Here is a 19,797-nt window from a genome sequence, read left to right as displayed (position 1 = left end):
CTAAAATTGCGAATTAGTTTCAAAATGATTAAAAAAATGAAGGGAGAAAAAAATATGTGAAAAGGATATTTTTTATTAAAAGAAAATATAAAAATGGTAATATTAACTAATATAATTATCAGTTTGATAGCCAAAAAAAATAGAAAATAAGTATAAAATATAATTGAGATGAAAAGTAAAAAGATTTTTTATAATTAAATATGTATAATTATAAAAACAAGTAGGTGGGATTAACTAATATTAATGATTTTATCCTACTAAAAATAAAAGTTTAGGAGCTGAAAAATATATGGCTAAAGATAAGATAAGCAAAACAAATGCTATGAGGATATTAGATAGAGGTAATGTGTCTTATGCGATGAGAGAGTATGATTCAAGTGATGGACATATAGATGGACTTGCAGTTGCACACAAAGTTGGAAAAAATCCAGAGGAAGTTTTTAAAACTTTAGTTACTGTTGGACATAGCAAAAATTATTATGTTTTTGTTATACCAGTAGCAGAGGAACTTGATATGAAAAAAGCTGCAAAGTCAGTTAGTGAGAAAAATATAGAGATGATTCATGTTAAAGATATAAATAAAATAACTGGATATATAAGAGGTGGCTGTTCACCTATTGGAATGAAGAAAAATTATAAGACTAGAATACATGAGAGTGCAAAAGAACTTTCTATGATGATTGTATCTGGTGGGAAAATAGGTCTTCAAATGGATATTGCGCCAATAGATTTTGAGAAAGTTATAGATGTTGAATTTGCAGATATAATTAAATGATTTTTACAAAGGCATGTCGCATATAGATGTGTCTTTTTTTGAACATTTTTTATTATGTTTCATAGAATATATAGAACATAATAAAATGTGAGGTGTCATATGTTTTTAATAAAAAGAATGATGAATGCTAGGTACACAATTATGAGTATAATGGTACTTATTTCATCAAGGCTAACAGTACTTTCTACAAATAAGTTTATAAATTCAAGCACAAATATGTTGTTACTTTTAGGAATGTGCCTTGTAGGGTTTTCAGTTAGACATAATAAGCTTATAGAGAAACCAAGGAAAAAAAGAACTAAATGGATAGAAGTATTCTAGTATAAACCCACCTTAGAAATATTGTGGGTTTTTTTAGGTGAAAATAGTATAATGAAGTAAATATAATTTGGAGGTAAGAAAATGAAGTTTATAGATTTACATTGTGATACAGCTATGCATATATTTGAAAGTGATAAAAAGCTTTATAAGAATGATATTTGTATTGATATAGAGAAGTTACAAGAAGGAAAGGCACTTGCACAATTTTTTGCAATGTTCATAGCGAAAGATGAGGTAGAGGATTCATATGACTATTGCAAAAGAATGCTTAAAAAGTTCAAGGAAGAATTAGAGCTTAATAAAGACTATATAAGTCTTTGTAGAAATTATGGAGATTTAGAAAGAGCAGAGAGAGAAGGTAAACTTGGAGCCTTTCTAACAATAGAAGAGGGAGATGCTATAAAGGGTGATATAGAAAAACTTAGAGAGTTTAAAAAAGAGGGTATATCACTTATAACTCTTACTTGGAATTTTGAGAATGCTTTAGGGTATCCTAATGCTGGTTTTAAGTTTAAAGATATGGGGTTAAAGGAAAGAGGAATAGAAGTAGTTGAAGAAATGAATAAACTTGGTATGCTTGTTGATGTTTCTCACTTATCTGATGCAGGGTTCTATGATTGTATCAAGTATTCTAAGAAACCTATAATTGCATCACATTCAAATGCAAGAGAAAGAAGTCCACACCCAAGAAATATGACTGATGATATGATTAAAAAACTTGCTAGTAATGGTGGAATCACAGGGATTAATTTTTGTAGTGCATTTTTAATTAATAGGGATGATGTTAGCGATGATGAGATAGCAACTATTGATGATATGGTAGGACATATTAAGCATATTAAAAATATTGGTGGAATTGATATTATAGGTCTTGGTAGTGATTTTGATGGTATAGAAAATAAGGTAGAGATAGAAAATGCTACTCAGATGATGAAACTTGCAGATAGACTTTCAAAAGAAGGTTTTACAATGAGTGAAATAGAGAAAATATTTAGTGGAAATGCTAAAAGAGTTATAAAAGAAGTTTTAATATAGATTGGAGATAAGTTATGAATTTTAATGGTAAGGTTGCAGTGATAACTGGTGGGACTAGAGGAATCGGAAAGGCAATTGCAATGGAGTTTGCTAGAAATGGAGCAACTTTAGTTTTGAATTATGCTGGAAATGATAATGCTGCTAGTGATACTTTAGAGGAGATTAAAGCACTTGGAGGCAGTTGTGTGGTGGTTAAAGCATCAATTGCAACTACTAGTGGATGTAGAGAAGTTATAGATACAGCACTGTCCAAATTTGGAAAGATAGATTTTTTAATTAATAATGCAGCTATTTCAGAGGTTGGATTATTTATGGATATAGATGATGATTCAATGGATAGAATGCTTGATACAAATTTAAAGGGAGTTTTAAATTGTTCAAGATTTGCAATGGAATCTCTTTTAACTACAAAAGGTTCTATAGTTAATATTTCTTCTATATGGGGGAATGTTGGTGCATCTTGTGAAGTTTTATATTCTACAACTAAGGGAGCTATTAACTTATTTACAAAGTCACTTGCAAAAGAGATGGCAATGTCAGGTGTTAGAGTTAATGCAGTTGCCCCAGGAGTTATAGAAACACAGATGAATTCTTGGATGAGTGCAGAGGATAGAAGCGCACTAGAAGAAGAGATTGCTATGAATAGATTTGGAAAAGTTAGTGAAATTGCAGATGTTGTAGCTTTTCTTTGTTCAGATAAAGCAACATATATGACAGGACAAATTTTAACTGTTGATGGTGGGATGCTATAAAGATAGGCTGAAATTTAGATAAAATGTTTTTAAAATGCTATAGTTTGTTATATAATATTAAAATGTATAAGTAGGGTTAAACCTTTACTTAAAAAGCAAACTAAGGAGAAATCGCAATGAGAGAAGAAAGTAAATGGATTAAAGAGAACATAATTGAATGTGATAAAGGTGATGTGAGAAGAAGACTTAAAGCAGCTATCAACTTTAAAACAAAACAAAATGAAGTTTTAGAAGAGGCGGACCCTATAACAGGTACATATACTTTACTTGGATTTAGTATAAAAGAACTTGGAAGAACAGCAGAAGTTATGTATGGTTATAATGGTGATGCTACAAGAATTTATTCTGATTATTTAGCGCAAGCTTTAACAGATAAATTCAAAGAAAAATTTAATTTTGATATTTTAGAAGCAGAAGACTATGATGCATTAATTGGATATGGACATATGCTTATGGAAGAGATAGAAAAACTTTGTGCAAAAGATGTATTTTATACATTAGCTGGACTTTATAAAGTATTTAAATAAGAAAATGGAAGTATCAAATTGATACTTCCATTTATTTTATATTATTTTAAACTTCCTTTGATTCCTTGAATCTGCACATCATATATTCTTGCAGCAGAGTCTGAACCTTGAGAGGGCTTATTTATATTAATTCTTATAAATTTAGCTTCTGTAGCTTTGAATGTATGGTTTGATGTTCCGAGTTCATTTTCTTCAATTACTAGAATTGGTTCAAATATTTTACCATCAAGACTATACTCAAATGAGAAATCTTCTGTGTTCATTCCTTCATTTTCTCCACCAGCTTGTGCATGTAGCATTGTAATTCCACTTACAGTACTAACTTCACCTAAATCTACAGTTAAGGTATGAGGTGCCTTGCCAGTTGCACACCATTTAGTTTCAGATTTACCATCTAAGGCAAATTCAGGTCCTTCAGCAGGATTTACAAATGATGAAGCTTCAGCTTTTTGATTAAGTCCAAGATTTACAAGTCCATCTTTAGCTTTATCTGAAACTGTGATGAAGTCTTTTAATATATGCTCTGTTTCACCAAATTCATTTTTAGCTATGATTTTAACATCATAAATTCCAGCTTTATCATATTTTACTGTAGGTGCATCCTCTGTACTTGTAGGAGTTGTAGCACCTTCAAAATACCATTCAATTGATTCTGTAACTACTGAAGATAAGTTTTCAAATTTAACTTCTCCACCTGGGGCAATTAATGTTGTTCCAGCAGCAAAGTTAGCTTTTGGCATATCATTATCTGGCCATTCAAAGTTTGCGCTAGCAGATTCACCTCTTTCAAGGTTTGTATTTACAGCAACTATTTCAAGGTTTGTTATATCATCAACTTCATCTCTTTGAAGTGAGTTAATGAAGAAATCATTTGATGGAGTAGCACCAAGTAATGATTTAGTTTTATCAGAGTTAACTCTATAAATTTCATAGTGACTAATATTCTCTATATTAGCTGATTCCCATGAAAGTTTAACGCCAGCAAGAGTATCATCTTCTTCAAACATTGTATCCTCAACAGTTACTTTAGTTACATCAGCAGTTTTTACGTCAACTTTTGAATCTGTGATATTAATAGACCCAATATTTATACTAGCTCCATTTATAGATTTATCAGATGACATTTTATATGATACTGATTGCATTGTTTTATCAGCAAATTTTGAAACATCATAGTTTAATACTTGCCAAGCATCTGTAAGAGTATTATCTGCTGTGATAATTTCTTTTGAGCCATCTTCAAATTCAAGAACTAAATCAAGTATTGTACCATCATTTCCTCTAGCAGCAGTTTCAAATTTAGTATCTTTAGTAAGTTTAAGTTCACTACTAAATAATTTAATTGTTGAAGATTTTGCAGCATCAAGATTTCCGTAAAGTTTAATTGAGTTACCACCATAGTAAGCATTAGCAAAATCAAGAGAAGTCGTTAATTTATTATTCCCCTCATGTTCTACCATCCATCTATAAGTTGGCATAACATCAGCCATACTTCTATTATTCCAATCAAGTTTTGATACAAGTTCTCCATCTATAAAGAAGTTATATCCGTTACCAATATTAAAGTTTGTGTTAAATGGTAATGCATTTATAACTGTATTTTCTGTTTTATAAGTTGAAATACCTCTCCACTGAGTACCTGTAGAAGTAGTTGCCATAGCAGGATTACCAAGTTCATTTACCCAGTACTTACTTTCTTTATCTTGGAATGAATCTGGTGAGTCTGATGAGAAGAATGTCCAGCTTGGGCAGTATAGTCCAAGTGAAGTATATGTGTTATTAGCACTTTCTTCAATTAAGTCCCACCTTATTGGCGTTGTAGTACCATTAGCCTGTGTATCTATACCTGTAAATAATGAGTAAGGGTCAATCCCAAGTTCTTTAGCTTTCTTATTTGAATTTTTAATTAATTCTTCTTTAACATATTTTTCTTCAGTCCACCAGAAGTTAAGGAACATACTATCAGCAACTGAATTTTTATCTCCATCTATTAAGAACATCTCATTCTTTTGTGTAAGAGCATTTTGCCAATCCATTTCGCCTTCTTCAGTCATTGAGTCATACCACATAATTTCAAGTTTATCACCAGCTTTAGTTTTAAATTCTTTTATAAGTTCTTGCATAAGTTTTGAGTGCTCTGGTGTAAGAATAGCATCATCAGTTGGATTTTCTTTCATTTCATCTGTACCTTGAGTTTCTTGGTTTATAAACCAACCATCAAAGCCCATTTCAGTTGCAACTTGAATTAATTTATCAACTACAGGGAAGCCACCTTTAGCATCCTTTGTAAGGAATGTATCAAGCCACTCAAGTTTTCCACCGTGCTCAAGAGTTGGGAAGAAAACAGTACCAAGTACTGGTACACCATTTGTGTGGGCAGAATCAGTAACATCAGGTGTTGGAGGAACTATAAGACCTTCCCCTGAAGAACCACCCCAATATACTAGCTTGTCTATGTATTGCCAATATGAGAATGTGTTTGAAGAGAATTTAGTAGAACCACGAGAAGGGTTACCACTAGTACTAGAGTTCATGATTGAAATAGCGACTACATCCATATTTTTATTTTGAGTTTCATTTACAACTTCAAGTTTATCTTTTTCAACCTTATCAGCTAAAGGAACAACACTTTTATTAAAGTTTAAATTTTTATCAGCTTCTGGTGTCCATTTTAATAACTCTTCTGGGAACCAGTGAGGTGAAACAATATTATTAGTCATAAAAATTTCTGTACCTTCTTGAGTAACTCTGTATTCCGTTGAACTATCTACAACAGCATCACTACCACAAGAAATCAAACTAAACCCAAGTGAACCAGCTAAAAATAAAGGTAGTATTTTTTTGTTTTTCCTAAGCAAAACATTTTCATTTTTCATATAAACTCTCCTTAAATTTCATATTTTTATATAACCAGTTATCATAGGTTAAATTTATCATGAAAACGTTTATTGTAATAAGTGTAAAAATTATACAAAAAGTGGACAAATAATAGAAAGGAGAGAAATATAGAAAAAAAGACACTTTAGTAAGTGCCTTTTCTTATATTATGTTTAATTTAATGTGCAAGAACCGCCAATTACGATACATTTTGAATCAGAACCATGTCCGAGTTCTAAGGTTTTTGCAATAGGAATTTTATGTTCATCTCCAAGAATTTCGATAAGCATTTCAGAAACAGAGGGAGTGATATTGTTAAGTTCCATTTCTGTAAAACTACCAAGAATTATACCTTTTAAATCATCAAAGGCACCAATTTGTTTATATTGATTTAGGTAAGTATAAATTTTAGCAGCATTACCACTATAAGCTTCTAAAAATAAAATTTTATTGGAAAAATTAGGAGAGTAAGGTGTTCCCGCAAGTTTTAAAGTACAACGGATATTTCCACCAACTACAAAACCACGTAAAGCTTTTCCACTTAAAAAATCATATTTAAATTTGAATAGGTCATTAGAATTACCCATTATAGAACTTTTGAAAAGTGATATTTGTTCTTCTTTATAATCACCGGTTATAAGGTTTTTTAAGTTGTAATAAAAAGTTGGAAAACCTGCTTTAGTATAAATTGAGTTTAATATAGTTGAAAGGTCACTATATCCAAAGAAAGGTTTTGGGTTTCTTTTTATAAGGTCAAAGTCTAAGTAATCTATAATTGAATTTGATAAATCTCCACCTGATAAATCAAATATAGCTCGTATATCTTTATCAGCAAAAAGTTTATTCAAATTTTTTCCTTTGTTTTGAGATGTTTCATTAAAAATAATATTTTTATCAGGGGCAAAAAGATTATTTCCATAAATGACTTTAAGTCCAAAACTTTCTAATATAAGTTTAAGTGAACTTATATTATCTTTAGAAAAAGGAGATAAGCCATTAGAGGCAGCAAAAAAGGCGACAGTATCATTAATTTTAAGTATACTTCCCATATAAAATCCTCCTATTAAAAAATATTTATAATTAAATTATAGGGTATAACGAATAAATTATAAAACTATTCTTTTAAATTTAATAATTTTACTTTCAAATATTATGGAAAGTGAGGGCGGATATATTGTATAATTTAAATTAATATCTTATAAGAGATTTAAGGGGGAAGAATTTTGAAGAAGAAATTTATTATAGCAGGACTTTTATTATTACCAGTACTAGCATTTGTAGGATGTGGTGAAAAGGAAGTTTCAGAAAAGAAAAAAGGTGAAACTCTAACTAAGATTGAAAAGGTAGAGGAAGAAGAAAAGTCAGAAATAGTTGATAAAGTAATAGAAGCGCCAGAAAATTTACCAATAGCTGAAATAAAAATTAAAGGATATGGAATAATAAAAGCAGAGTTATATCCGCATAAAGCTCCAAATACAGTAGCTAACTTTACAGAACTTGCAAATAGTAATTTTTATGATGGACTTATAGTACACAGATTAATTCAAGATTTTATGCTTCAAGGTGGATGTCCTTTAGGTAATGGTACAGGGGATGCTGGTTATGGAATAAAAGGTGAGTTTGCACAAAATGGAGTTAATATAAATGATATTGCCCATACTAAAGGTGTACTATCAATGGCAAGATCACAAGATCCTGATTCAGGTGGAAGTCAATTCTTTATAATGACAGGGGATGCACCACATTTAGATGGTAGTTATGCAGCTTTTGGAAAAGTTATTGAAGGAATTGAAATAGTAGATAAAATTAACGTAGCAAAAGTTGCAGGAGAGTCACCAGTAGAAGAAATAGTTATAGAAGATATAACTGTGGACCTTAATGGAAATGACCAAGTAGAAACAAAAAAGATAAAGTAAACTAGGATATTTTACTAGAAAATAATTAAGTTTTACACAATTCAGATGTATAATATACTAGTAATTAAATTTTTAGGAGAGTTGAAAATGAAAGTTTTACATGAAGAGTTTTATAAAGAACTATTAAGTGTGGAGAAAGAAATAAAGGAAGCACTTAATATAGATATGGTTTTTTCAAAGTTTGGAAATGAGGAAGAGTTAATTTCTTATGTAGAAAAAATAATTAATAAAAATGGTGGAAGAGCTACATTTACAAAGTTATGGAGTAAAGGCAGACTTGACCTTAGTATAGAGTATTTAATATTAAAAGAAAAATATTCAAATTTATTCTCAAGTGAAATAATGGAAAAGTCTTATAAAACACTTCATCAGTATGGATATGAAGTAAAATAAACAAAAGAAAAATTGGGAGGACACAAATGAAATTAATATCATGGAATGTTAATGGACTTAGAGCATGTGTTAAAAAAGGGTTCATAGAATATTTTAAAGAGCAAGATGCAGATATATTCTGTCTGCAAGAGAGTAAACTTCAAGCAGGACAAATAAATCTTGATGAAGAACTTAAGGACTATTATCAGTATTGGAATTATGCTGAGAAAAAAGGATATTCAGGAACAGCTATTTTCACTAAAAAAGAACCTTTAAGTGTAAGATATGGAATGGATATAGAAGAGCATGATAAAGAGGGGAGAGTAATAACTCTTGAATATGAAGATTTTTATATGATAACTGTTTATACTCCAAATGCTCAAAATGAACTTGCTAGAATAGATTATAGAATGTCTTGGGAAGATGCATTTAGACAATACTTAATGGGGCTTGATAATATTAAGCCAGTTGTAGTTTGTGGAGATTTAAATGTAGCTCATAATGAGATAGATCTTAAAAATTATAAAACAAACAGAAATAGTCCAGGATTCTCACCACAAGAAAGAGGAAAAATGGATATATTAATGGGTTCTGGTTTTGTTGATAGTTTTAGATATTTCTACCCAGACGTTACAGGAAGATATTCTTGGTGGTCATATAGAGCAAAAGCCAGAGAAAATAATACAGGTTGGAGAATAGATTATTTCCTTGCTTCAGAAAAGTTAAAGGATAGAATTAAAGATGCAGATATAGATCATGATATTTTAGGATCAGATCATTGTCCTGTAGTTTTATATATGGATTAATTAATAAAGAGATATAAAGAAAGGGATGAGGCAAATGCCTCATCCCTTTTATGTGAATTATTTTATTAAGTTTGAACTAGCTATGTGTTCTTTTAATAAGTCAGCTGATTCTTTAAGTCTTGTTTGCTCTAATTCACTTAAAGGCATTTCAAGAACTTTTTTAGCTCCACTTCTGTTTACTATAGTAGGAACAGCTAAGTGAACTCCATCAATTCCATATTGACCTTCAAATAATGAAGATAATGGAAGGATTGAATTTTCATCTCTTAAGATAGCTTCAACTATTCTAGCTACTGATAATCCGATAGCGTAGTTTGTATATCCTTTTCTGTTTATAATTTCATAAGCAGCATTTTTAACTTTTTCAGGGATTTCTAATCTCATAGTAGCATCACATTTACCACAAACTTCTTCACAGTACTTGTCCACTGGCATTCCAGCAACATCTGTTAAACTCCAAGCAACGATTTCTGAATCTCCGTGCTCACCTATAATATATGTATTTATATTTTGAGGTGCGATATCAAAATGCTCACCTAACATATATTTAAGTCTTGATGTATCAAGAACAGTTCCTGAACCGATAACTCTGTTCTTTGGGAATCCTGATATTTTATATGCAATATGTGTTAAAATATCAACTGGGTTTGAAACAACTAGTAATATAGCATTTGGGCTATATTTAACTATTTCAGGTATTATTTGGTTGAATACTGCGACGTTTTTGTTGATTAAGTCAAGTCTTGTTTCACCTGGCTTTTGACCAACTCCAGCAGTTATAACAACGATATCTGAATGAGCTGTATCAATATAATCTCCAGCAGTTACTGCTACTGATTTAACAAAAGATGCTCCATGAGCAAGGTCCATTGCTTCACCTTCAGCTTTTTCTTTATTTATATCAACTATTACTATTTCTGATGCTAATGACTGTATCATTAGTGCATAAGCTGATGCTGATCCCACAAATCCAGCTCCAACTATAGAAATTTTATTTGTTTTTCTGTTTAACATTAAAATCACTCCTAAAATCTTTTCTTAAGTTATGTATAGTAAATTATGTACTATCAAATATGAATAAATTGTTATAAAAACTACAAAGTATAGAGCTTTTATGTTAACAATTATTTTTATAAGCTCATTATATACTATAGAAACGACATAATCAATGGATTTTCGACAATTCAAAGTTTGTTAACAATTATGCTAACAAATGTTTCCAAATTATAAAATATAAGAAAATGGGAATTACTAAGGTAAGTAAGATTAAACTCTTAAAGAAGCTAAAAATTACAGAATATGAGGTAAATTAACTTTGTTTGTATAAAAAATAAGTAATATAATAGAATCGACATTAAATATAAAAAAATAAATATTATAAATGGGGAGAGGTGAAAAGTTGGAGAGTGGACAAATTAAGCATATGCTTAATAATAGGAAAAACCTTAAATCTAAACTTATCATTGAAGGTGCTTTAGTTGGACTTATAGCAGGTGTTATTATGGTTTTAAATAGAGTATTAGTTGACTTGTTATTTGCTAAATTTAAAGATTTATATGCATGGGCAAGACATGACTATGTGGGGCTTATTATTGTATTTACACTACTTATAATTGGTGGCTTTATAGTTGGTAAAATGGTTAAGAGAGAACCAATGATAGCTGGAAGTGGTATTCCACAAGTTGAGGGGATACTTAGCAGAAATTTAAAAATAAGTTGGTTTAAAGTTTTAATTTACAAATTTCTAGGAGGAATATTAGTACTTGGTTCTGGATTGTCGGTAGGTAAAGAGGGCCCTTCTGTTCAGATGGGAGCATCTATTGGTCAAGGATTTGGTAAGTTACTAAAAAGAATTAACATAGAACAAAAATTTTTAATTACAGCAGGTGCATCAGCAGGACTTAGTTCAGCTTTTAATGCTCCTTTATCTGGAGTTATTTTTGCACTAGAGGAAGTACATAAGAATTTTTCACCTATAGTTTTAATATCAGCAATGACAGCATCATTAACAGCTGATTTTGTATTAAGACAGGTTTTACATGCTGGTCTTGCATTAGATTTTGGAGTGCAAATGCAAACTTTACCATTAAAATATTATTGGACTTTAATTTTACTTGGTCTAATTATTGGAGTTGGTGGAGCTATTTTTTCAAAAGGAATAGTTGTAGCTCAAAATTTATATGGAAAAACTAAATTACCAGTAGAAGCTAAGGTGATAATACCATTCATATTAACAGGAATAATAGCAGTAACATTACCAATACTTCTTGGTGGAGGACATGGACTTATAATGAGTCTTCCAACAGGGGGATACTCACTTATGATGCTATGCATACTTCTTGTTATAAAGTTTTTATTTACAATAATTTGTTTTGGTTCTGGGATACCAGGGGGGATTTTCTTCCCACTTTTAGTTTTAGGTGGAGTAATTGGGGATATATTTGGAATAATAATTTGTCATTCGCTTGGCCTTCCAAGTATATTTATACTTAACTTTATTATTCTTGCAATGGCAGGTAATTTTGCATCTATAGTAAAAGCACCAATAACTGGAATGGTACTTATAATGGAGATGACTGGTTCATTTGAACATTTATTGGCACTTTCAATAGTGGTAATAGTTTCATATACAGTTTCAGATCTTCTTAAAATGGAACCAATATATGAAACACTTCTTGATAGATTGCTTGAGAAAATCGGGTATAAAAAAGGAGATATTGTTTCTAGCAACAAAACTTTAATAGAAAGTGTTGTTGAAATTGGCTCAGAAATAGAAGGAAAGCTTGTAAAGGATATAAATTTCCCAGATTGTTGTCTTTTAGTTTCTATTAAAAGAGGCGATAAGGAAATTATTCCAAGAGGTTATACTAAAGTAATTGCAGGAGATTATCTTGTTGTTATGGCTAGTGAAACTAGAGAAGCTGAAATGTTTGAGATATTAGAACATATATCTATTGCTAATAGATATATAAAAGATGAGGTAGAATAGGATTAAAAAAAAGATAGCCTAGAATCAATTGATTCTAGGCTATCTTTTTTTCTAATAAATTAGTCTCTTTATATATTTTTTTTAATGCGAGGATAGATATTATAAGACATAAACTCTCAGATATAGTTGTTGTTATCCAAATTCCTGTACTTCCAAATAGGGTAGTAAATAAGAATAAGACTGCTACAACTATCACAAGTCCTCGTGATAATGAAATTAATGTTGCATAAAATGGCTTTTCAATAGCAGCAAAGAAACCTGATATAACTATATTGAATCCAAGTAGTAGGAAACAAATAGAATATATTCTAAGTGCAGTTATTGAAAGATTATTTAAATAAATTGATGCTGATTTATCTAGGAATAGAGATACAATATCACTAGTAAATAGCATAGAGATTGAGAATGCTAGTATACCCATTGACGCTATTGATATAATAGTTAATTTAAATATATATTTAATTGATTTAAAGGATTTTTGTCCATAATAAAAACTTATAAGTGGCTGCATACCTTGAGTTATACCTACCATTGAGGTTATAACAAGAGAATTTACATAGCTAATAATACTATAAGCTATAAGTCCATCCTCACCTATGTTTTTTAAAATAAATTTATTAAATAATAAGATTACAATACCTGTTGCAAGTTCTGTAATTGAATCAGGAAATCCTATTAAAATTATTCTTTTAAGTTCTTTAAAATCAATTTTAAAAGTTTCTAGTTTTAAATTAGAACGCTTACTTAAAAAGTAGCTAAGGAATATAAGTCCTGATAATAATTGAGATAAACCAGTTGCAAAGGCAGCACCCTCAACGCCCATATGTAGCTTTGCTACAAAGATATAATCTAGCAAAATATTTGTAACAGCAGCACTTGCAACGCCTATTATTGATAGGTAAGGTGAACCATCTGTTTTGCATAAAACTTCTAAATAGTAAGCTATCATAAAACAACCATTAAAGAAAACTATTGTTTTAAGGTACTTCACAACATAGCCTATAGTAGATGTATCAGCACCTAAAAATACAGCTAATTTTTCTGTGTTAAAATATATTATTAAAAATATGAGTGCAGCTAAAATAAGAAGAATAACAAACCCAAGTGTAAATATTGAATTTGCCTTTTTATGTTTTTTTTCTCCAAGATAAATAGATATGATAGTTGATGCACCAATTGAAAATAGTATAGATAGTGCAAATATAAAGTTTATAAAAGGCATAGATATATTTACTGCTGCAAGAGCATTTGCACCAACATATCTTCCAACAAAGATACCATCAACTATTGTATAAAGGGAAAAAACCCACATTGCACAAACTGATGGAATAAGATAATTAATAAATTTCTTTTTTAAGACTTTCCTGCTAGCCGAGTCCATTTTACCACTTCCTTATATACTTATATTAAACTATGGTATAATACTAGGGTCAATGTGAAATTAAAACTTTTTAGGGAGAGATGTTATAGTGAAGGAATATTATAAGATTGGAGAAATATCAAAAATATATAATATAGGGAAAGATTCACTTATGTATTATGAAAAACTTGGGATATTAAATCCTATAAGAGATGAGAATTCATATAGACTTTATAGTATCAATGATATATGGAGATTAAACCTTGTAAAAGAACTTAGAGAACTTAATTTTTCTATGAAAAGAATCAAGGAGTATATTGATAATAGAACTCTTAAAAGTACAAAAGAATTATTAAATGAAGAAATTAATATTTTAGATAGAAAAATTGAAGAGTTTAAAAAGAAAAAAGAGGAAGTTGAGAAAAGGCTTTCTGTGATAGAAGAAGATTTTGAGGTTGTTATTTGCAATGAAATTAAGGTGAAAAATATAAAAGAGAGAAAATCTATAATTTTAAATGGACAAATTAAAAGAGATGAAGAAACTGATTTTCTTATAAAAAAACTTCATAAAAAATTTGAGGGAAGATTTAATATGCTTGGCAATAATAATATAGGAGCTATGTTTTCATTAGACAAGCTTAAAGTAGGAGAGTATGATTTTTATAAATCAGTATTTTGTTTTTTAGGTGAAGAAGATATAGAGGATATTGATTATAGCAATATGAGTTTTAATGAGGGGCTATATATTTCTTATACATATAAGGGAGAATATTCAAAGAAAAAGAAAATTCTAAAGGAAATGTTTGATTACATTGAAGAAAATAATTTTAAGATAAAATCAGAACCAATAGAGATTTATAAAGTTGATATACATGAAACCGGTGACTTAAAAGAATTTATTACAGAACTTCAAATAGAAGTAGAGGAAATTTAGGAAGCAAATACCTCTTATAATATTTATAGATATGGAAGATACTATTAGTAACAAGCTAATAGTATTTATTTTTTTTATAAGATAAATATTTGTAGACAATAGCTGTTAAAAAAGAGGAGGTATATATTATGGCTAAAAATAAAAACAAAAAAAGTAAGTTTAGTAATTTAGGTGAGTTTATAAAGGGTGATAGCAATCAGTTAAAACAAAACATAGATAATAAGAATACCTTTGAAGAACAATTCAATAATACAAAGAATAGGTTTTTGTAATAGTTAAGATTGAAAAAAATAGGTAATTCAATTAAAGATTTAACTTTTATTATAAAGTTAAATCTTTTTTGTGTCTAAAAACAGAATAATATGGCTATATTAATACATAGAATTATATATATAAAGAAATGGAAGGGAGATGAGTATATGGGATATAATAGTATATCAATTAAAAAGGTTATAACATACTTCAATAACCCTATTGAGCAAGGTGGTTTTTGGCTTCCGAATGTTCAAAAGGAATTTATTTGGAGAGAGGAGCAAATAGAAAAATTTGCTGATAGTATTATGAGAGAATACCCTATAGGTGTTTTTCTTGTTTTAAAAACAAAGAAAACAATTAATTATAGAAGGTTTGTAAATACGTATAGTGAGGGTGTTAATATAAATAGCAATCCAGAATCAATTACTGAGAATCAAAAATTATTAGTATTAGATGGGCAACAAAGACTACAAGGTTTATTTATAGCTTTAAATGGAAGTTACAATGGGAAAGAATTATATTTTAATGTTTTAAGTGGAGATGAAACAAACGAAAAAGGATTAAAATATAACTTTAAATTTATGAGAGAAAATGAAAAATCTGATTATTGGATTAAGGTTAAAGATGTTATTAATTCAGATCAAAAAAATAATGTTAACAGAAGAAATGTAATTTCAAAAATTCAAGAAGATGTTGGTGAAGAGTTTACGCAAGAAGTTAGAAATGTAATTGATGATAATCTTGATGAGTTAATTAATTGTTTCACAATACAAGATAGCATTTGTTATGCAGTTCTTGATGATGTGGAGAATGCAGGACTTTATAATAATGAGGATATATGCGATATTGTAACAAGATATAATTCAATAGGTTCTATCTTTAGTAAAGAAAGTTTAATTAAAGCTTTAACATAAGTTGAAGAGGCTACAATAGATTTTAAAAGTCTATTGTAGCTTTTTTATTGTTAAATTTATTTTATGTTAAGGATTTTGACATTATATATAAAATAAAATCAAAAATTGTGGATTTTGCTAATAAAAAGGGGATTAGATGAATATACTTTAGGGATGAAATAAACTGGAGGAATAATTATTTATGAACGAGTTAATCATTGTAATAGCTATCGCTCTTGTAACACTACTTTTAGCATTTTTTATTGCAAAAGAGGTTTCTAAAAAAGATGCTGGAAATGAAAAAATGAAAGAAATTTCAGATAGTATAGCAGAGGGGGCAATGGCTTTTCTAAGTAGAGAATTTAAGTATCTACGAGTATTTATAGTAATTGTTGCTGTTTTAATTGCTATATTTTTAAGTTGGAAAACATCACTTAGTTTTATTTTAGGTGCAGGGTTTTCACTTTTAGCAGGTTATGCTGGTATGAAAATTGGTGTTAAGGCCAATGTTAGAACAACTCAGGGAGCTACAAAAGGGCAAAAAGAAGCTTTATCTGTAGCATTTTCTGGTGGGGCTGTAATGGGTCTTTGTGTTGTTGGTCTTGGAATTCTTGGACTTGCAATTCTTGCAATGACTTTTGGGCTTGATAAAATTGGTGTTGAGAATATAACAGGTTTTGGACTTGGTGCATCATCTATTGCTCTTTTTGCTAGAGTTGGTGGTGGTATTTATACTAAAGCAGCGGATGTTGGGGCAGACCTTGTTGGAAAAATTGAAGTTGGAATTCCAGAGGATGACCCAAGAAACCCTGCGGTTATAGCAGATAATGTTGGTGATAATGTTGGCGATATAGCAGGGATGGGAGCTGATTTGTTTGAGTCATATGTTAGTTCTATAATATCAGCAATCACCCTTGGGCTTGCAGTTAGTGCAAAATCAGGTTTTGATAATGCAATGCTTTTTCCTATATTAATTGCAGCATCTGGAATTATTGCATCTATAATTGGAATTTTTTATGTAAAGTTTTCTAAAAATGATGACCCACAAAAAGCACTTAATAATGGTATGTATATAGCAGTTCTTATAACTATTGTTTTTGCAGGATTTTTAAGTAATTTATTACTTTCAAGCATGAAACCTTTTATTTCAGTTATAGTTGGGCTTATAGTTGGAACTATAATAGGTAAAATTACAGAGATTTATACTTCATCTGATTATAAGTCAGTAAAAGCAATTGCGGATAAATCAGAAACTGGTGCAGCTACTAATCTTATTCAAGGTCTTGCAGTTGGTATGAAATCAACAGTTGCACCTATTCTTGTTATTGGAGCTGGGATTTTAATTTCTTATATAAGCATGGGAGGAATGCAAGATTCTAGTATGGGGCTTTATGGAATAGCTTTATCAGCTGTTGGGATGCTTGCAACTTCTGGGACAATAATTTCTGTTGATGCTTATGGGCCAATAGCAGATAATGCAGGTGGAATTGCAGAAATGGCAGGTCTTGATGAAGATGTAAGAGAAATTACAGATAAACTTGATTCAGTAGGAAATACAACTGCTGCGATTGGCAAAGGTTTTGCTATAGGGTCAGCAGCCCTTACAGCCCTTGCTCTCTTTGCTTCATATGCACAGGCTGTAAATATAGATACTATTAACTTACTTAATCCTATGACACTTGTAGGGCTTCTAATAGGGTGTATGGTTCCTTTTTTATTTGGAGCATTAACTATGGAAGCAGTAGGAAAAGCAGCTATGCAAATGGTAGAAGAGGTTAGAAGACAGTTCAGAGAGAAGAAAGGTATCATGGAAGGAACTGAAAGACCAGATTATGAAAGATGTGTTGAAATTTCAACTGAGGCAGCTTTAAAAGAGATGATACTTCCAGGTATACTTGCGATAGTAATTCCTCTATCAGTAGGTTTCTTGTTTGGCGTTGAAGCACTTGCAGGAACTATTGCTGGATGTGTTGGAACAGGAGTTTTACTTGCTATATTTATGTCTAATGCAGGTGGTGCTTGGGATAATGCTAAAAAGTATATAGAAGGTGGTGAACATGGCGGAAAGGGTAGTGATGCCCATAAAGCTGCCGTAGTAGGTGATACTGTAGGGGACCCATTCAAAGATACTTCAGGGCCAGCTATGAATATACTTATAAAACTTATGACTATTGTATCAGTAGTTTTTGCTAGTGTAATTTTAGAGTATGGTAATATAATAGGTAAATTATTTTTATAAATAATAGAGACTGTATCACAAAGAAAGTAAATTTCTAGAGTGATACAGTCTTTTTTTAGGTTTATTTAGCGTAATAGTTAGATTGTTTTTATTATCGAAGATAGGTTGAATGAGTAAAGTTTTCAGGTTTATAAATTTGAAATAAATAAAAGATATCATTGGATGGGATATTAAAATTTATTTTAAGAGATTCATGTAAGCAATTACTAGTTACTTTAGTATCGGTGTTAGTTAAACTATCAGTATAGTGTATTTTAATGAAAGGCATAGTTATAGCCCTTACTGTATATTGATTTGATTTCTGATTACATTGATATATGAAGTATTTCATATATTGAATTTGAAGTATCCTTATTTAAAGGAATCTCTTTATAAAAGTAAAATTCAACCCATTTCCATTTGTCTGGATTATAAACTAAAATTTTTCCAAGGGAATTGTCATCTTTTTTTGAAAAATTTGGATAAGACATATTAGTTGTTTCATAAATATCATGTTTAATTTCCAACATATACTTAGATTCTTTAATATTATTAGATAAATCTAAATGTATTGGAATTGCGATATTTATCTGCTGCCAACCAAATGAATTTAATATATTGTCATAAAAGCCTTCGAAAATAAATTTATTCATTCCAACTTGATTGTTCCAAATATAAAAAGGGGCATATTCTTTTTTATAAGGGGTATCTATTATTAAATAGGCTTTCATAAGCAAATCAGTAAATCCATCAGTTTTCTTTCCGTTTTGATGAACTCTTTTTCTGAGTAGGTTCATATCATAATCATTTGGTAAGGTTATTTTATATTGCATTGCATTCATAGTAAGCACTTCCTTTTTACGTTTTAGTTATAACTTGATTATACAAGCATGGTACAGAGTTGTATAATGGTTATAAATCATAATTGCTATTCCTATTTGGAATAGCAATTATAAAAAAAGGAGAGCTAATGGAAATTAACGATATAAAAATATTTTATGAAGTAGCTAAGTTAAAATCTACATCAAAAGCTGCAACTAAATTAGGATATGTACAGTCAAATATAAGTAAAAGAATAACAAGATTAGAAGTGGAATTAGAAAAAAAATTATTTGTAAGAAGTAATAAGGGGATGAAATTAACTGAGGATGGAGAATCTCTTTTATTTTATGCAAAAGAAATTTTAAGCATTAGTGCAAATATGCAAAAAAAATTTTTAGTGGATAAAGAGAGAATTCGAATAGGGGCGACACAAACTATATTAAAAAATTATTTGAATAAATATTATTTAAGAGAAGATATTTTATTGTTTACTAAATCTATAAATGGATTAATAAAATTACTTAAAGACAGTACAATAGATTTTTTAATTGTGAATAGAGAATTATTTGATATAGAATTAGAAGAGGGAGATGCAATTTTAGAGTCAATTTGTTGGGTTAAATCTAAAATGAATAAATTAAATTTTGATGAAAATAAAATTATTGTAAGTCGTGATAAAGAGTGTCCATATAGAATAGAAACTTTTAAATATATTAAAAACAACAAACTCAATGATATGCGCATTATAGAAGTAGACACAATGGATATTCTTATAGGAATGATTGAAACAAATGAAGCAATTGCAATCTTGCCTAAAAAAATAATTGATTGCAATTATAATATTGAAGTAGTTAATATTGTAAATGATTTTAATATTATAAAAATTCATGTGTACAAACTTTTAAACAATTCAAATAAATTCAATCTTGAACTTATTTGAAAAAG

Annotated in this window: 19 protein-coding genes; 14 read left to right on the top strand and 5 right to left on the bottom strand. The window is 29.7% G+C overall.

Features of this window, described 5'->3' with window-relative positions; genetic code table 11:
• The first annotated feature begins 289 nt into the window (after nucleotides 1-289).
• The 5 genes from ybaK to Q0V24_RS00125 all read left to right on the top strand — a co-directional run bounded on the left by ybaK (nucleotide 290) and on the right by Q0V24_RS00125 (nucleotide 3,410).
• Nucleotides 290-775, top strand: a complete 486-nt coding sequence (ybaK, locus tag Q0V24_RS00145) for a Cys-tRNA(Pro) deacylase (RefSeq protein WP_297517330.1) — start codon at nucleotides 290-292, stop codon at nucleotides 773-775.
• A 99-nt stretch (nucleotides 776-874) separates the two neighbouring features.
• Complete coding sequence (locus Q0V24_RS00140) at nucleotides 875-1,096, top strand: hypothetical protein (protein ID WP_297517329.1); 222 nt, start codon at nucleotides 875-877, stop codon at nucleotides 1,094-1,096.
• Nucleotides 1,097-1,177: 81 nt separating this feature from the next.
• A complete protein-coding gene (locus Q0V24_RS00135; RefSeq protein ID WP_297517327.1) occupies nucleotides 1,178-2,131 on the top strand; it encodes a dipeptidase in 954 nt (317 codons plus the stop codon).
• Between the two features lie 14 nt (nucleotides 2,132-2,145).
• Nucleotides 2,146-2,883 (top strand): SDR family oxidoreductase, encoded by a 738-nt coding sequence (locus tag Q0V24_RS00130; protein WP_297517326.1) that lies wholly within the window; start codon nucleotides 2,146-2,148, stop codon nucleotides 2,881-2,883.
• Between the two features lie 116 nt (nucleotides 2,884-2,999).
• Entirely contained in the window at nucleotides 3,000-3,410 is a 411-nt protein-coding gene (locus Q0V24_RS00125) for a hypothetical protein (RefSeq protein WP_297517324.1), read from the top strand.
• A gap of 41 nt (nucleotides 3,411-3,451) precedes the next feature.
• Here Q0V24_RS00125 and Q0V24_RS00120 read toward each other — a convergent pair whose 3' ends face one another.
• Nucleotides 3,452-6,286, bottom strand: a complete 2,835-nt coding sequence (locus Q0V24_RS00120) for a discoidin domain-containing protein (RefSeq protein WP_297517322.1) — start codon at nucleotides 6,284-6,286, stop codon at nucleotides 3,452-3,454.
• A gap of 174 nt (nucleotides 6,287-6,460) precedes the next feature.
• Nucleotides 6,461-7,336 carry an LD-carboxypeptidase gene (locus Q0V24_RS00115; protein WP_297517320.1) on the bottom strand — a complete coding sequence of 292 codons (876 nt, stop codon included), beginning with the start codon at nucleotides 7,334-7,336 and terminating at the stop codon, nucleotides 6,461-6,463.
• 174 nt (nucleotides 7,337-7,510) lie between these two features.
• Between Q0V24_RS00115 and Q0V24_RS00110 the strand changes: the two genes are divergently transcribed.
• The 3 genes from Q0V24_RS00110 to xth all read left to right on the top strand — a co-directional run bounded on the left by Q0V24_RS00110 (nucleotide 7,511) and on the right by xth (nucleotide 9,381).
• Nucleotides 7,511-8,203, top strand: a complete 693-nt coding sequence (locus Q0V24_RS00110) for a peptidylprolyl isomerase (RefSeq protein ID WP_297517318.1) — start codon at nucleotides 7,511-7,513, stop codon at nucleotides 8,201-8,203.
• Between the two features lie 87 nt (nucleotides 8,204-8,290).
• The gene (locus Q0V24_RS00105) at nucleotides 8,291-8,596 is read left to right on the top strand and encodes a hypothetical protein (RefSeq protein WP_297517316.1); all 306 of its coding nucleotides are present in this window, start codon (nucleotides 8,291-8,293) and stop codon (nucleotides 8,594-8,596) included.
• 26 nt (nucleotides 8,597-8,622) lie between these two features.
• Nucleotides 8,623-9,381 carry an exodeoxyribonuclease III gene (gene xth / locus Q0V24_RS00100; RefSeq protein ID WP_297517314.1) on the top strand — a complete coding sequence of 253 codons (759 nt, stop codon included), beginning with the start codon at nucleotides 8,623-8,625 and terminating at the stop codon, nucleotides 9,379-9,381.
• Between the two features lie 57 nt (nucleotides 9,382-9,438).
• Here xth and Q0V24_RS00095 read toward each other — a convergent pair whose 3' ends face one another.
• Nucleotides 9,439-10,395 carry an L-lactate dehydrogenase gene (locus tag Q0V24_RS00095; protein ID WP_297517312.1) on the bottom strand — a complete coding sequence of 319 codons (957 nt, stop codon included), beginning with the start codon at nucleotides 10,393-10,395 and terminating at the stop codon, nucleotides 9,439-9,441.
• Between the two features lie 409 nt (nucleotides 10,396-10,804).
• Here Q0V24_RS00095 and Q0V24_RS00090 point away from each other — a divergent pair, with 409 nt between their 5' ends.
• Nucleotides 10,805-12,370 carry a ClC family H(+)/Cl(-) exchange transporter gene (locus Q0V24_RS00090; protein WP_297517876.1) on the top strand — a complete coding sequence of 522 codons (1,566 nt, stop codon included), beginning with the start codon at nucleotides 10,805-10,807 and terminating at the stop codon, nucleotides 12,368-12,370.
• 34 nt (nucleotides 12,371-12,404) lie between these two features.
• Here Q0V24_RS00090 and Q0V24_RS00085 read toward each other — a convergent pair whose 3' ends face one another.
• Nucleotides 12,405-13,751, bottom strand: a complete 1,347-nt coding sequence (locus Q0V24_RS00085) for an MATE family efflux transporter (RefSeq protein WP_297517310.1) — start codon at nucleotides 13,749-13,751, stop codon at nucleotides 12,405-12,407.
• An 88-nt stretch (nucleotides 13,752-13,839) separates the two neighbouring features.
• On the opposite strand from Q0V24_RS00085, the gene Q0V24_RS00080 reads away from it, so the two are divergent.
• The 4 genes from Q0V24_RS00080 (at nucleotide 13,840) to Q0V24_RS00065 (ending at nucleotide 18,051) form a co-directional block, all read left to right on the top strand.
• Entirely contained in the window at nucleotides 13,840-14,664 is an 825-nt protein-coding gene (locus Q0V24_RS00080) for a MerR family transcriptional regulator (protein WP_297517308.1), read from the top strand.
• A gap of 128 nt (nucleotides 14,665-14,792) precedes the next feature.
• Entirely contained in the window at nucleotides 14,793-14,936 is a 144-nt protein-coding gene (locus Q0V24_RS00075) for a hypothetical protein (protein ID WP_297517306.1), read from the top strand.
• Between the two features lie 90 nt (nucleotides 14,937-15,026).
• On the top strand, nucleotides 15,027-15,833 hold the full coding sequence (locus Q0V24_RS00070) for a DUF262 domain-containing protein (RefSeq protein ID WP_297517304.1): 807 nt from the start codon (nucleotides 15,027-15,029) through the stop codon (nucleotides 15,831-15,833).
• Nucleotides 15,834-16,014: 181 nt separating this feature from the next.
• Nucleotides 16,015-18,051: a sodium-translocating pyrophosphatase gene (locus Q0V24_RS00065; protein WP_297517302.1), complete on the top strand. Its 2,037-nt coding sequence runs from the start codon at nucleotides 16,015-16,017 to the stop codon at nucleotides 18,049-18,051.
• Nucleotides 18,052-18,356: 305 nt separating this feature from the next.
• On the opposite strand, the gene Q0V24_RS00060 is transcribed toward Q0V24_RS00065, so the two are convergent.
• Nucleotides 18,357-18,872, bottom strand: coding sequence for a DUF4865 family protein (locus tag Q0V24_RS00060; protein WP_297517300.1), 516 nt, complete (start codon nucleotides 18,870-18,872; stop codon nucleotides 18,357-18,359).
• Between the two features lie 128 nt (nucleotides 18,873-19,000).
• Here Q0V24_RS00060 and Q0V24_RS00055 point away from each other — a divergent pair, with 128 nt between their 5' ends.
• Nucleotides 19,001-19,792, top strand: a complete 792-nt coding sequence (locus Q0V24_RS00055; protein WP_297517298.1) for a LysR family transcriptional regulator — start codon at nucleotides 19,001-19,003, stop codon at nucleotides 19,790-19,792.
• Nucleotides 19,793-19,797 lie beyond the last annotated feature (5 nt).

The sequence above is a fragment of the uncultured Clostridium sp. genome, assembly GCF_947039605.1.
Lineage (GTDB): Bacteria > Bacillota > Clostridia > Clostridiales > Clostridiaceae > Sarcina.
This window is presented reverse-complemented; position numbering and strand designations above follow the sequence as displayed.